12 protein-coding genes are annotated in these 13,241 nt (G+C 73.7%); 6 read left to right on the top strand and 6 right to left on the bottom strand.

Features of this window, described 5'->3' with window-relative positions:
- Positions 1 to 11: 11 nt before the first annotated feature.
- From QI554_RS31960 to QI554_RS31950, 3 genes are all read right to left on the bottom strand, one after another.
- The gene (locus QI554_RS31960; RefSeq protein WP_425528087.1) at positions 12 to 2,567 is read right to left on the bottom strand and encodes an FtsX-like permease family protein; all 2,556 of its coding nucleotides are present in this window, start codon (positions 2,565 to 2,567) and stop codon (positions 12 to 14) included.
- On the bottom strand, positions 2,567 to 3,259 hold the full coding sequence (locus QI554_RS31955; protein ID WP_281474899.1) for an ArsR/SmtB family transcription factor: 693 nt from the start codon (positions 3,257 to 3,259) through the stop codon (positions 2,567 to 2,569). The genes QI554_RS31960 and QI554_RS31955 overlap by 1 nt, the downstream gene beginning before the upstream one ends.
- A 127-nt stretch (positions 3,260 to 3,386) precedes the next feature.
- Positions 3,387 to 3,692: a putative quinol monooxygenase gene (locus tag QI554_RS31950; protein WP_281474898.1), complete on the bottom strand. Its 306-nt coding sequence runs from the start codon at positions 3,690 to 3,692 to the stop codon at positions 3,387 to 3,389.
- Between the two features lie 190 nt (positions 3,693 to 3,882).
- Here QI554_RS31950 and QI554_RS31945 point away from each other — a divergent pair, with 190 nt between their 5' ends.
- On the top strand, positions 3,883 to 5,343 hold the full coding sequence (locus tag QI554_RS31945) for an MFS transporter (protein WP_281474896.1): 1,461 nt from the start codon (positions 3,883 to 3,885) through the stop codon (positions 5,341 to 5,343).
- Between the two features lie 115 nt (positions 5,344 to 5,458).
- On the opposite strand, the gene QI554_RS31940 is transcribed toward QI554_RS31945, so the two are convergent.
- Together QI554_RS31940 and QI554_RS31935 are read right to left on the bottom strand one after the other, a co-directional pair.
- Entirely contained in the window at positions 5,459 to 5,761 is a 303-nt protein-coding gene (locus QI554_RS31940) for a putative quinol monooxygenase (protein WP_281474895.1), read from the bottom strand.
- Between the two features lie 13 nt (positions 5,762 to 5,774).
- Entirely contained in the window at positions 5,775 to 6,617 is an 843-nt protein-coding gene (locus QI554_RS31935) for a helix-turn-helix transcriptional regulator (protein ID WP_281474892.1), read from the bottom strand.
- A gap of 111 nt (positions 6,618 to 6,728) precedes the next feature.
- Here QI554_RS31935 and QI554_RS31930 point away from each other — a divergent pair, with 111 nt between their 5' ends.
- The 4 genes from QI554_RS31930 to QI554_RS31915 all read left to right on the top strand — a co-directional run bounded on the left by QI554_RS31930 (position 6,729) and on the right by QI554_RS31915 (position 11,672).
- Positions 6,729 to 7,745: a sigma-70 family RNA polymerase sigma factor gene (locus tag QI554_RS31930; RefSeq protein WP_281474891.1), complete on the top strand. Its 1,017-nt coding sequence runs from the start codon at positions 6,729 to 6,731 to the stop codon at positions 7,743 to 7,745.
- Entirely contained in the window at positions 7,742 to 8,497 is a 756-nt protein-coding gene (locus QI554_RS31925) for a maleylpyruvate isomerase family mycothiol-dependent enzyme (protein ID WP_281474890.1), read from the top strand. Before QI554_RS31930 ends, QI554_RS31925 begins: the two co-directional genes overlap by 4 nt.
- Before the next feature lie 83 nt (positions 8,498 to 8,580).
- Entirely contained in the window at positions 8,581 to 10,020 is a 1,440-nt protein-coding gene (locus QI554_RS31920; protein ID WP_281474888.1) for an MFS transporter, read from the top strand.
- Between the two features lie 71 nt (positions 10,021 to 10,091).
- Positions 10,092 to 11,672, top strand: a complete 1,581-nt coding sequence (locus QI554_RS31915; RefSeq protein ID WP_281474887.1) for an APC family permease — start codon at positions 10,092 to 10,094, stop codon at positions 11,670 to 11,672.
- A gap of 37 nt (positions 11,673 to 11,709) precedes the next feature.
- Here QI554_RS31915 and QI554_RS31910 read toward each other — a convergent pair whose 3' ends face one another.
- Positions 11,710 to 12,186 (bottom strand): hypothetical protein, encoded by a 477-nt coding sequence (locus QI554_RS31910; protein ID WP_281474885.1) that lies wholly within the window; start codon positions 12,184 to 12,186, stop codon positions 11,710 to 11,712.
- A 93-nt stretch (positions 12,187 to 12,279) separates the two neighbouring features.
- Between QI554_RS31910 and QI554_RS31905 the strand changes: the two genes are divergently transcribed.
- A complete protein-coding gene (locus tag QI554_RS31905) occupies positions 12,280 to 13,230 on the top strand; it encodes a GlxA family transcriptional regulator (protein WP_281474883.1) in 951 nt (316 codons plus the stop codon).
- The last annotated feature ends 11 nt before the right edge of the window (positions 13,231 to 13,241 follow it).

The following is a 13,241-nucleotide window of genomic DNA, read 5'->3' as shown; positions in this document are numbered from 1 at the left end:
TCCGTGGAGCGCTACTCCTTGGTGCCGATCGCGTCGGCCGGATTGGCGCGGAGCGCGAGCCGGGCGGGCAGTGCCGTGGAGGCGAGGGCGAGTGCCGTGGCGGCCGCGAGGATGCCGGCGTAGGTGAGCGGCGGCGCGTACGGGGTGCCGGTGCCGGTCATGCCGGCCGCGTAGGCGCTGAGCGTGCCCCACGCCACCGCCGTGCCCAGGACCACGGCGATCAGGACGGCCACCCCGGTCTCCATGCGCAGCATCCGCAGGATCTGGCGGCGGGTCATGCCGACCAGGCGCATCAGCGCGAACTCGCGGGAGCGCGCCGAGGTGGCCATGACCAGGGTGTTGACGACGGCGATCGCGGTGAAGGCGATGATCAGGCCCATCGCGACCAGGTTGACCTGGGCCTGTGTGCCCTGCTGGTCCTTGCGTGCGGCCTCGACCTCGGCGCGGTCGAGGAGCCGCAGGCCGGGGAAGGCGCGCACGGCCGTGGTCAGCGCGGCGCGGTCCCTGCCGTCGGTGCGCACCGCGACCTGGGCGGCGAGCGGGTTGTCGACGTGCGCCGCGACCAGGTCGTGAGGCAGTGTCAGGTCACCGAAGCCGAGGCCGCGTTCGTACACCGCGACGACGCGTGCGGTGGTCTTCACGCCGTCGCCGAGCGTGATGTCGAGCCGGTCGCCGACGCCGACGTGCTTGGTGCGGGCGGCCTGCGTGCTGACCGCGACCGTGCCGGCGGCCAGGCCGGCGAGGTCGCCCTCGGTGGTCTTCAGGTCGAGGACGTGGGCGACGCCGGCGGTGGTGACGCCCTGGGCGGGGAACTTGTCCTGTCCGGCGCGCACGGTGGTGCGCAGCATCGCGGTGGCGTCGGTGACGCCCGGCACGCGGCGCACCGCGTCGACGGCCGCGTCGGGGACGCCGGGTCCGCCGGAGGCCAGCACGTAGTCGGCGTGGGTGCCCGCGGTGACCTGGGCGTCGGCGGCGTGCGCGGTGGTGCTCTGGACGAACAGGATCGTCGAGGTCATCGCGACGGCCAGGGTGAGCGGGGTGACGACGGCGGCGACGCGCTGCAGCCGGGCCCGGTTGTTGCTCGCCGCGAGGCGGCCGCCGACCGGGGCGAGCAGGCGCATCGGCAGGGCGAGGACCGCGGTGGCGGCGCGGGCGAGGACGGGGCCGAGGAGGGAGACGGCGACGGCGGCGAGGACGACGGACAGGAAAGTGACGGGCGTCGCCGCGGCGTCGGTGTGGAGCGAGCGGAGCACGACGAGCAGGACGACGTAGCCGGTGAGCAGCAGGACCCCGAGCGCGGTGCGGACGACGCCGGGCCGGGCGGACTCGATCGCGGCGTCGGACAGCGCCTCGGTGGGCCGGATGCGGGCCGGGCGGCGCGCCGAGACGCGGGCGGCGGCCCAGGCGGCGAGCAGCGTGGTCAGCACGGCGCCGAACAACGGGAAGGGGCTGACGGTCAGTTCGAGGGTCTCGGGCATCGCGCCGGCGTCGACGAAGCGGCCGTGCAGCCAGTGGGCGAGACCGAGTCCGGCGAACGCGCCGATCGCTCCGGCGACCAGGCCGACGGTGAGCGCTTCGAGGCCGACCATGCGGCGGATCTGCCGCGGGGTGGCGCCGATGGCGCGGAGCAGGGCGATTTCGCGGCGGCGCTGCTGGAGCGACAGCGCGAAGGTGCCGGAGACCACGAGGATCGCGACGAGGAGCGAGGTGCCGCCGAGCGCGCCGCCGAGGCTGACGAGGCGGACGCGGGCGCCCGAGGCGTCCAGGAACTCGGCGGGGCCGCGGTCGTCGCCGGTGCGGACCTGGGCGCCGGTGCCGGCCAGCGCGCGGCCGACCTGCTTGGCGACGGCGGAGGTGTCGGCGCCGGGCGTGGTGAGGACGCCGAGTGCGGCGACCCGGCCGGGGTGCGCGGCGAGCCGCGCGGCCTCGGCGCCGGAGAAGAACAGCGCGGCCTGGCGTACGGGTTCGCCGCCGTTCTGCAGCGCGGCCAGGCCGGTGACGCGGTAGGTCTTGGGGGCGGCGCCGGACTGGACGGTGACGGTCGCGCCGACGGTGAGGCCGGCGCGGCGGGCGAGCGCGGTGTCGAGGACCACGTCGTCGGCGGTCGCGGGAGCCTGTCCGGCGGTCAGGACGAACGGGGTGAGCTCGGCGGAGTCCCACGCGTGGCCCCACGAGGAGCCGCCGGCGGGGCCGGCGAGCGGACTGCCGGACGCGGTGAACGCGGTGGCGGGGAAGGTGAGTTCGGGGACGACGGCGCGTACGCCGGGCAGCCCGCGCAGCTTGTCGGCGGTCGCCGCGTCGAGCCACGCGCGCTCGGTGAGCGGCTTGGACTTGACCTTCTCCTTGCCGCCCTTGTGCTTGGTCCAGTGCAGGTTCTGGTCGGCGGTGACGACGACGGGGGCGCTGGCGTAGCGCTCGGTGGGTATGCCGCCGCGCAGGCCGGTCTCCAGGATGACGCCGCAGGCCGTGACGAGCGCGGCGGCGCAGACGAGGGCGACGAACGCGCCGATGAAGCCGCCCTTGCGGGCGCGGAGGGTGGACCACGCGAGGCCGAGCATGCTGAGCATCAGGACTCCTTGTCCGTGTCCTGCCCTGCGGCGGGGGACGGGTCGGCGGGGGGTGCGGCGGCGGGCGCGGGGCTCGGTGCCGGGAAGGCGAGGAACCGGGTCATGACGGTGCGCGCGTCCGGTGGGAGCGTGCCGTCGGGGCGCTTGTAGCGGTTGACCAGCGCGATGAACTCTTCGAAGAAGTCGGCGAGTTCGCTGGAGGTGACGTGGATGGTGCCGCGCGAGTAGGGCGCGGCGTCGGCCCACGGGTCGTCCGCGGGGGTCTCCTCCTGGAACCGCACGAACGCCTCGACGTCGGCGGCGAACGACAGCCGCGTCACCTCGTCGATCGCGGCGCGCATCTCCGCGGTCTGGCGGCTGCGGGGCGGGAAGCGGAGGTCGGCGCGGACCGCGCGCCACCAGCGTTCGCGGCCGTGGGCGCCGTCGACGACGGCCTCTTCGACGAAGCCGTGCCGGGCCAGCTCGCGCAGGTGGTAGCTGGTGGCGCCGGTGTTGAGGCCGAGCGCGCGGGCGAGGCCCGCGGAGGTCGCGGGGCCGTGCGCGGCGAGGTGCCGGACGATGCGGCCGCGGCGCGGGTGGGCGAGCGTCTTGAGGGCCGCGACGTCGGTGAGCTCGCGCGGCGCGGGCGGCTCGGCGGCGGCTCCGCGGTCCCGCTCCGCGTGCTGTTCCTGCTGGTCAGGCTGCTGGGGCATGTATGCACAGTAATTTGTGCACAGGTTTCTGTGCACTGGGGACAACCCCCCGAACGGGGTAGGGGGCTGTCCCCAGCGCGCGTGCGGGCGGCTGCCCGCGGGGCGATCTGCTGGGCTGCCTGCGGGGCTACATGCCCAGGGCCGAGGTGCGCTCCGTGACGGTGTAGACGTGCGCGTCCACGCCGATCAGCTTCGGCAGGTAGCGGGCGTTGAACTCCTCCTCGTACGGCATGCCGCGGTGCGCCTCGAACAGCTCGGGCGTCTCCCACGCCTCGAAGAAGCGGAAGGTGTTGGGGCGTTCCAGCTCCTCGGCCCACCAGTACTCGACGCAGCCGGCGTCTTTGCGGCTGTCCTCGGAGACGGCGAGCAGTCCGGCGACGACCTCGTCGCGGTCCTCGGGCTTGAAGGTCAGGAAACCGCTGATGACCAGCATGTTCGTCCTCCTGTCGAGCTGACGGAATGTCAGGCGCGGGGCGCCGGGCGCCATCTTCGGTCAGTCCGGTCGCGGGAGGAAGAGCCGAGGGCGTCACATTCCGTCATTGCATACCCTACCCCCCTAGGGTATGTTCCTCGACGTGAGCGAAGCCCGCTCGCGCCGGATGACGGAAAGTCAGGAGAGTGCGATGTCCGAGACCGCCGCAGCGCCCGACCGGCGGCGCTGGTACGCGCTGGCGCTGATCGCCGCAGCGCAGTTCATGGTCATCATGGACACGTCGATCATCGGCGTGGCCCTGCCCGAGATGCGCACCGACCTCGGGTTCTCGCCCGAGAGCCTGTCCTGGGTCTTCAACGCCTACGTGGTCGCCTTCGGCGGCCTTCTGCTCCTCGGCGGCCGGCTGTCCGACCTGCTCGGCGCCAAGCGGCTGTTCGCCGCCGGATGGGCGGTCCTCGCGGCCGGCTCGCTCGCCGCGGGCCTCGCGAACGGCGTCGCGGTCGAACTCGCCGGACGCGCGCTCCAAGGCGTCGGCGCCGCGCTGATCGCGCCGTCCGCGCTGACCCTGCTGATGATGCTCTTCGGCGGCAACCCCAAGGAGCTCACCAAGGCCTTCGCGCTCTACGGCGCCGCGGCCCCGGCCGGCGGTACCGCGGGTGTCTTCCTCGGCGGCCTGATCACCGAATACGCCAGCTGGCCGTGGGTCTTCTACATCAACATCCCCGTCGCGCTGGTCGCCCTCGTCGCCACGCCGCGCCTGATGCCCGCGACCCCCGCGCGCAGCGGCTCGACCGACTGGCTCGGCGCCGCCACCGTGACCGCCGGCCTGGGTGCCGTGGTGTTCGCCGTCGTCCGCGCCGCCGACGCCGGGTGGGCGTCCGCGCAGACCCTGCTCGTCCTCGCCGCCGGTGTGGCGCTGCTCGCCGGATTCGTCGCGCTTCAGGCCCGGCGCCGCGAACCGCTCATGCGGCTCGGCATCTGGAAGGCCCCGAACCTCGCGGGCGCCAACGTCGCGCAGTTCCTGATGGCGGCCGCGTGGATCCCGATGTGGTTCTTCCTCAACCTCTACCTGCAGCAGGTCCTCGGCCTCGGCGCGTTCGCCAGCGGCGCGGCGCTGCTGCCGATGACCGCCGCGATCATGCTCATGATGATCACCGTCGCGCCGCGCCTGATCGCGCGCTTCGGCACCAAGCCGCTGGTCGTCGCCGGGCTCGCGCTGGTCGCGGCGGGCATGCTGTGGCTGTCCTTCGCCCGCTCCGACGGCTCGTTCGCGGTCGACGTGCTGCCCGCCTCGCTGGTCGCCGCGACCGGTATGTCGCTCGCGTTCATCCCGTCCCTGGGCACCGCGCTGTCCAGCGCCCGCCCGGAGGAGGGCGGCCTGGCGTCCGGCATCGTGAGCACCAGCTACCAGGTCGGATCGGCCCTCGGCCTCGCGGCGATGACCGCGCTGGCCACCGCGCACGGCGCCGACGAACTGGGCAACGCCGCGGCGCTGACCGACGGATACTCGGCGGCCTTCCTGGGGGCGGCAGTCATCGCGCTCGCCGGCGCGCTGCTGGCGCTCGTCACCCTGCGCGGCCCCCGCGCCGGACAGGGCGCCGCGGCCGAGGCGGAGACCGCCACCGCCGAACCCGCGCGGCAGAACGCGTGAGCTGTCGCCGCCCGGCGCACCGCCGGGACCCCGCGACACCGGGAGCCATGGACCTCACACGCCCATGGCTCCCGGCGTTGTCGGCGTCGACGGCGGCAGTCCGAACCGCGGGCGGCTACTTGCGGAAGTCGACGAACTCGACGGCCTCCGTGCCGAACTCCACGCCGGGGTTCTCCGCCAGCAGCTCGGGGAACTGCGCCAGCAGCCTGGCGACGTACGGCGACGCCATGTGCGCCTCGCGCGCCGCCACGTCTGCGTAGCGCTCGGACAGGACGAACACGTCGTCCGGCAGCCGCACGACCGTGTAGCCGACCAGCCCGGCTTCGGCGCGGGTCGACTCGGCGACCTCGCGCAGGGTCGCTCCGAGGATGTCCGCGCATTCGGGCCGCGCCCGCAGAACCGCTGTGACCACGCTCATCGTTCGTCCTCTCTCACGTACCGCTTGCGTGATCAGACTGGCGGTCGGGGGAGGGCGGCCCATAGTAGAAATGCGACGGCCTCGCCGTGAGCAGCGCGCCCGGCGTGCTTCCGGTGAACGCGCGGAACTCCCGGATGAAGTGGTTCTGGTCGAAGAAACCCGCGTCCAGCGCGGCCTCCAGATAGCGGGTCTCGCCGGAGAGAAGCAGGACCCGGACGACGTGCTGGAACCGCGCCAGGCGCTGGAACTCCTTGGGGCGCACGCCGGTCGCGGCCGGCATCGCGCGCTGCAACCAGCGGACGCCGACGCCGAGTTCGGCGGCGAGGTCGTCGATGCGGACGCCGCCGCGGCGACGGTAGATCAGGGACACCGCGGCGTCGACCTCGGGCGGTACCGGCCCGGGGGTGCCGTCGACGTCGAGCAGTCCGCCCAGCACCCGTTCGAGGGCCGCGATTCGGGGCAGCGGACCGGACTCCTGGCGTATGTCGTCGATGACGCGCGTCGTGTCGGCGCCCCACAGGTCGTCGGCGGCCACCACGGCGTCGGCGAGTTCGTCGACCGGGACCCGGGCGAGGTGTGCCAGCGCGCCCGCGCGCAGCCGGACCGCGAGCACCGAGCAGCCGTCGGGCGCGTCCAGCGACCACGCCGTGCGCCGCAGGCACACCAGGTGCGCGGCGGGCAGGTCGCGCGCGCCGTCGGGGGTGACGAGGCGCACCGCGCCGCCGAGGTGGATCCACAGCTCGGCGCCGGTGCCCGGCAACAGCAGGGGAAGCCGCCCGGGGCCGAACTCACGCCACCAGTAGCGCTCGACGTGGCCGGCCAGACGGGGACCGGGAGGTGCGTATCCATCAAGCATGCGGATTCCGGACTCTCGGGAACGTGCCTACCGTATCCGCAGGTCGCGATGAATTTCCGGGCTCCGGCTGGTCTGTATTTCGGACACATCCGCGCAGAGAAGGGAATCGACGTGGCCGACAGTGAGCGGTTCGCCGAACTGACCGATCCGTTCCGCCGCGAGCTGCTCGCGCACTGCTACCGGATCCTCGGTTCGGTCGACGACGCGGAGGACCTCGTCCAGGAGACGTACCTGCGCGCGTGGCGTTCCTTCGACGGCTTCGAGGGCCGTTCGTCGCTGCGTGTGTGGCTCTACAAGATCGCGACCCGCGCGTGCCTGACCGACCTGGAACGGCGCGCGCGGCGTCCGCTGCCGTCCGGCATCGGTACACCGAGCGCGCCCGACACCGCGGTGACCGGGGCCGATCTGCCGTGGCTCCAGCCGCTGCCGGACCGGCTGATCGCCGAACCGGGCGCCGGCCCCGAGGCGTTGGTGACCGCGCGAGGAAGCGTCCGGCTGGCGTTCGTCGCGGCTCTGCAGCACCTTCCCGCACGGCAGCGCGCCGTGCTGATCCTGCGCGACGTGCTGGGGTGGCGTGCCGCCGAGGTCGCGGACGTGCTCGACACGAGCGCGACGGCCGTCAACAGCGCGCTGCTGCGCGCCCGGGTCCGGATCGGCGAGGTCGGGATCCGCGAGGACGACACCCGCGAACCGTCCGAACCGCAGCGCCGCGCGACCTTGGAGCGGTACGTCGAGGCGTTCGAGACCCAGGACACGAACGCGCTGCTGAGGCTGCTGCGGCACGACGTCGAGCTGGAGATGCCGCCGGTCCTCGAGTGGTTCGCCGGGCGCGCCGACGTCCTGGCCTTCCTGCTGCGCGGCCCGCTCTCGGGCCGGTACACCTGGCGGATGCTGCCGGTGTCGGTGAACGGGCAACCGGCGACCGCGTCCTACACCCGCGCGGTCGACGACTCGGGTGGTGTCCTGCGGGCGCACGGCGTGCAGGTGCTCGGCGTGACGCCTGGCGGTATCTCGCGCATCACCTCGTTCCACGACCCGCGCTGGGTGGTCCGGTTGGGCCTTCCCGAGACCCTGAGCGGCGGGTCCGACCCGTTGGCCGTCACCGCGTGCCACGGCGGTGCGGTGTGAACGGCGGGCGCGACACGGGCGGTTCGGCGGGCGGGCGCGCGGGCGCGCCGTACGAGCCGGGGTTCGAGCTACTGGAACGCGCGGTCGGGTACGCGCTCGGCCGGGTCGGCGAGGTCCCGGCCGCCGCACTCGACCGGCCGACCCCGTGCGCCGGATGGGATCTGCGCACCCTGCTCGCCCACACCAACGACTCCCTGGGCGCGCTGTGCGCGGGCGCGGCGTTGGGCACGGTCGACGCGGAGCCGGACGACGGAGCCGGCGGCGATCCGCCCGACGCCTGGGCGCCGGACGAGGGGTCTCCGGGGTCGCGGGGGCCGTCGGGCGCGGAGCCGTACGACGCGGTGCGGGCGGACTGGCGGCACGGCGCGTGCCCCGCCGCCGAACGGTCCGCCGCCGCCGACCTGGTGGCGACGTTCCGCAGCCGCTCGGCGCTGCTGATGGGCCTGTGGACGACCGTGTGCCCGGCCGCCGGGACACCGGTCGCGGTGGTCGACCGCGCGCTGCCCAGCGGGCTGCTCGCATACGTCGGCGCCGTCGAACTCGCGGTGCACGGCTGGGACATCGCCCGCGCGTGCGGCCTGGACCGGCCGATACCCCGCGCGTTGGCCGACCGCCTGCTCGCGGCCGCGGTGCTGCTCGTGCCGGACGACGACCGGGCGCCGCAGTTCGGGCCGGTCGTCCCGGTGCCCGCGCGGGCGTGCGCGAGCGACCGGCTGGTGGCGTTCTTGGGGCGGGCACCCGAAAACCGGTGACCACGCGGCGAATTTCCGGCGCACGGATGGTCTGCATGTGCGGGCGGCCGAACGGCCGTCCGCACCTGTGGATCGGAGTGGACATGAGAGAGGGACTGCGCGGGCATCCGGCGGGCACGCTGGTGCTCGCGTCACTGGGCTCGTTCCTGACCGCGCTGGACACGGTCGTGGTCGCGACCGCCGTGCCCGTGCTCCAGGAGCACCTGGGCGCGTCGCTGGCCGACCTCGCGTGGGTGGTGAACGCGTACACGCTGGTGTTCGCGTGCCTGTTCCTGACGGGCTCGGCGTTGGGCGACCGCTACGGGCGGCGGCGGGTGTTCCTCGCCGGCGTCGCGGTCTTCACGGTCGGGTCGGTGGGGGCGGCGCTGTCGTCGAGCGTGGGGCCGCTGATCGCCGCACGCGTGGTGCAGGGCGTCGGCGGCGCCCTGGTGATGCCGCTGTCGATGACCCTGATCATCGACGTGTACCCGCGCGAGAAGCTCGGCGGGGCGCTGGGGCTGTGGTCCGGCATCACGGGCATCGGCGTCGCGGCCGGACCGGTGGTCGGCGGGGCGGTCGCGCAGGGCCTGTCGTGGCAGGCGATCTTCTGGCTGAACGTGCCGGTCGGGATCCTGCTGCTGGCCGTGTCCCCGGCGGTGCTGCGGGAGAGCCGCGGGCCGCGGCCGCAGGTCGACGTGCCCGGGATGCTGCTCGCGGCGTTCGGGAGCTTCGCGCTGACGTGGGCTCCGGTGCGCGCGCCCGACGCGGGCTGGGGGAGTACGGAGGTGGTCGGCGCGCTCGTGGTGGGCGTGGTGACGATCGGCGCGTTCCTCGCCTGGCAGCGCCGGGCGGCCTTCCCGATGGTGCCGCTGGGCTACTTCGGGAAGCCCGGCTTCACGGCCGGCAACGGCGTCATCTTCGTGCAGTACTTCTCCCTGCTCGGCTCGCTCTTCGTCATCGCGCAGCTGATGCAGCGCGGCTTCGGGCACGACGCGCTCGGCGCGGGGCTGCGGATGCTGCCGTGGACGTGCACGCCGGTGGTCGTCTCGCCGCTCGCCGGAGCGGTCGTCGGGCGGGTCGGCACCCGGGTGCTCCTGGTGACCGGGCTCCTGCTGCAGGCGATCGGACTCGGCTGGCTGGCGGCCGCCGTGCACACCGGGGTCGGCTACGGCGCGCTCGTGGCACCGCTGGTGGTGTCCGGGGTCGGGATCTCGATGGGCTTCCCGGCCGTCGGCGCGGCGGTCGCGGGCGCGGTCCCGCCGCAGGACGCGGGTGTGGCGTCCGGGATCAGCCGCGCACTCGGCCAACTGGGTGGCGCGTTCGGTGTCGCGGTGCTGACCGCGGTGTTCGCCGCCAACGGCGGCTACGGGTCGCCCGGAGCGTTCATCGACGGGGCCAAGCCGGCCCTGTGGGTGGCCGCCGTTGCGCCGCTCGTGGGACTGGCGGCCGCCGCGGTCGCGCCTGGACGTACAACGGGCTCAACGCGGGTAAACCAGACAGGCAGGCATCTTCCGGCTGCACCTTCCAAGGCTGCGCCCCGCTGACGAGCACCCTCCACGGCACCCCTGTGCGGTGAGCGCGGCGGCGGCGCACCCCATCCCCGGGGAGGCGTTTGATGGCCACCGCGAACATCCCGAGAGCCGCCGGTCCCGTCCCTGAACCGGAACCGGGCGGCAAGGGGCTCAAGAGCGGTGCGCTGGGACTGGTGTCCAGCGTTGTGATCGGACTGGCGTCTACGGCGCCGGCGTACAGTCTCGCGGCGACGCTCGGGATCATCGTGGCCGGGGTCGGGCTCCAGTCCCCGATCGTGATGGTCCTGGCGTTCATCCCGATGTTCCTGGTCGCCTACGCGTACAAGGAGATGAACGAGGCCGACCCCGACTGCGGGACCACGTTCACGTGGGGCTCGCGGGCGTTCGGCCCCAAGACCGGATGGATGGGCGGCTGGGGGATCATCGCCGCCGACATCATCGTCATGGCCAACCTGGCGCAGATCGCCGGGCAGTACGGGTTCCAACTGGTCGGCGCCTACGGGCTGGCCGACAGCACGTGGTGGACCACGCTCGCGGGCGTGGTGTGGATCGTCCTGATGACCTGGATCTGCTACCTGGGCATCGAGGTCTCGGCGAACTTCCAGAAGGTGCTGCTGAGCATCGAGGTCATCATGCTCGCCGTGCTCGGCGTCACGGCGCTGTGGCACGTGTACTTCGGCTCGGCGCCGGCCGAGTCGTCGCACGTCGCGTGGTCGTGGTTCAACCCGTTCGAGATCGACTCGACGGACGCGCTCACCAAGGGCGTGCTGGCCGGCGTCTTCATCTACTGGGGCTGGGACTCCGCGGTCGCGGTCAACGAGGAGACCGAGGACAAGGAACGCACGCCCGGGCGCGCCGCGGTCATCTCCACGGTGCTGCTGCTCCTGGTGTACGTCCTGATCAGCACCTCCGCCCAGGCGTACGCCGGGGCCGGCGACACCGGGATCGGCCTGGCCAACCCGGACAACGCCGGCGACGTGCTGTCCGGCCTCGGCACCGAGGTGTTCGGCACGGCCGGGGTCGGCTGGTTCCTGGCCAAGCTGCTCGTGTTCATGGTCCTGACCTCGGCCGCGGCGTCGACGCAGACCACCATCCTGCCGACGGCGCGCACGGCGCTCTCGATGTCCGCCTTCAAGGCGATCCCCGACAAGTTCGCGCGCATCCACCCGCGCACCCGGATCCCGACGTGGTCGACGGTCGGCATGGGCATCGCGTCGGTCGTCTTCTATGTCGTCCTCACGAGAGTGAGCACCAACATCCTGACCGACTCGATCGGCTCGATCGGCTTGATGATCGCGTTCTACTACGGGCTCACCGGGTTCGCGTGCGCCTGGTACTACCGCAAGGTGCTCAGGCGCAGCCCGCGCGACATGCTGACGAAGGGCGTCATGCCGCTGCTCGGTGGCCTGCTGCTCCTGTACTTCTTCGTCGACGCGTGCGTCGTCTACGCCGACCCCGACTACGGGTCGACGTTCTGGACGCTGCCCTTCCCGCCGCACTGGGAGCTCGGCGGTGTGTTCCTCACCGGCATCGGCGGCCTCCTGGTCGGTGCCGTGCTGATGTTCGGCTACCGGGCGATCCGGCCGGGGTTCTTCCGCGGCGAGACGATCCCGGTGAGCTCGGCCGCACCGGCCGCCGGCGCGGCGGAGGCCGAGACCGCGTAGTTCGTCCGTCCGGCCCGCGCTGTGCGCCCCGGCCCGATCACGCACCCGTGGTCGAGCCGGGGCGCACGATCATGAGGACGGTCACCGTCGCCCACAGGACGTTGAACGCGCCGGTCAGCATCGCCAGCCGGACCAGCCGCCGCGGGTCCGGCGCGGCGGCGCCGCCGGGCAGGGCGGCGACGTCGGACAGCAGCGCGTCCTGCCGCGGCAGGACGAACACCGCGAGGACGCCCGCCGCGACGGTCGTGATCGCGATCGACGCGACCAGCCACGCGCTGCCGAGCACGCCCATGGAGCTCGCGGTCGCGAAACCGAACACCGGGACGCCGATGCCGAGCACCGCGTAGACCCGGCACACACGGTGCAGCGTGCGGACGGACGCGACGGACCCCGGCCCGCCGCCGTCCGCCACCGCCCGGCGCACCGCCGCCGGGAACATGCTCGCGGCCACGGCGACCGGACCCACCGCCAGGACCGCGGCGAGGACGTGGAGGGTCAGCAGGAACTTGTTCACCGCCCCGACGCTACGGGCGGCTGCCGTGCCCGGGCAGTGGCAAAAACGACCCGTCCCCACGGATTCCCGCCACGGCCGGCCTAGACTCGCGGCATGCACACCGTGGCGATCCTCGCGCTCGACGGCGTCATCCCGTTCGACCTGGCCACGCCGCTCGAGGCGTTCAAGCGCATCCGGCTCGCGGACGGCTCGCCCGGCTACGCGACCCGGGTCTGCGCGCTCGGCCCCGACGTCGACGCGGGCGCCTTCCGGCTCTCCGCCCCGTGGGGGCTCGACGGGCTCGAAGGTGCCGACACGATCGTGCTGCCCGGCGTCGAGGACATCGCGGCGCCGGTGCCCGACGAGGTGCTGGACGCCCTGCGGACGGCGGCCGCCGCCGGGACCCGCATCGCGTCAGTCTGCGTCGGCGCGTTCATCCTCGCCGCGACCGGCCTGCTCGACGGACTGCGCGCCACGACGCACTGGCTCGCCGCCGCCGAACTCGCCGCGCGCTACCCGCTGATCGACGTCGATCCCGACGTGCTGTACATCGACAACGGCCAGCTGCTGACCTCGGCGGGCGCGGCCGCCGGGCTCGACCTGTGCCTGCACATGATCCGCAGCGACCACGGTTCCGCGGTCGCTGCGGAGGCCGCCCGAGGGGCCGTGATGCCGCTCGAACGCGAGGGCGGCCAGGCCCAGTTCATCGTCCGCGAGCATCCGCCCGCGCCGCGGGGGTCGGCCCTCGAACCGGTGCTGCGCTGGCTCGCCGACAACGCGCACCGCGAACTCACCCTCGACGCCATAGCGGCGCAGGCCGGCATGAGCACGCGGACCCTCAACCGCTACTTCCGCGACCAGACCGGCACGACGCCCTTGCAGTGGCTGCACCGCACGCGGGTGCGGAACGCGCAGTACCTGCTGGAGAGCACCGACCACCCCGTCGAACGCATCGCGCTGCAGGCGGGGTTCGGGTCACCGACCGCCTTTCGGGAGCGGTTCCGGCGGGTGGTGGGGACGACACCGCAGGCGTACCGCGGCGCGTTCCGGACCGTCGGCCGCTGACGGTTACGCCG

Origin of the sequence: Yinghuangia seranimata, assembly GCF_029953285.1 — a bacterium.
Lineage (GTDB): Bacteria > Actinomycetota > Actinomycetes > Streptomycetales > Streptomycetaceae > Yinghuangia > Yinghuangia seranimata.
Note: the sequence above shows the minus strand (reverse complement) of the source record. Positions and strands in the feature narration are given on the sequence as shown.

Coding starts and splice junctions, on each gene's coding strand:
- QI554_RS31960 (WP_425528087.1), bottom strand. CDS start 2,567: ATGCTCAGCATGCTCGGCCTCGCGTGGTCCACCCTCCGCGCCCGCAAG.
- QI554_RS31955 (WP_281474899.1), bottom strand. CDS start 3,259: ATGCCCCAGCAGCCTGACCAGCAGGAACAGCACGCGGAGCGGGACCGC.
- QI554_RS31950 (WP_281474898.1), bottom strand. CDS start 3,692: ATGCTGGTCATCAGCGGTTTCCTGACCTTCAAGCCCGAGGACCGCGAC.
- QI554_RS31945 (WP_281474896.1), top strand. CDS start 3,883: ATGTCCGAGACCGCCGCAGCGCCCGACCGGCGGCGCTGGTACGCGCTG.
- QI554_RS31940 (WP_281474895.1), bottom strand. CDS start 5,761: ATGAGCGTGGTCACAGCGGTTCTGCGGGCGCGGCCCGAATGCGCGGAC.
- QI554_RS31935 (WP_281474892.1), bottom strand. CDS start 6,617: ATGCTTGATGGATACGCACCTCCCGGTCCCCGTCTGGCCGGCCACGTC.
- QI554_RS31920 (WP_281474888.1), top strand. CDS start 8,581: ATGAGAGAGGGACTGCGCGGGCATCCGGCGGGCACGCTGGTGCTCGCG.
- QI554_RS31915 (WP_281474887.1), top strand. CDS start 10,092: ATGGCCACCGCGAACATCCCGAGAGCCGCCGGTCCCGTCCCTGAACCG.
- QI554_RS31905 (WP_281474883.1), top strand. CDS start 12,280: ATGCACACCGTGGCGATCCTCGCGCTCGACGGCGTCATCCCGTTCGAC.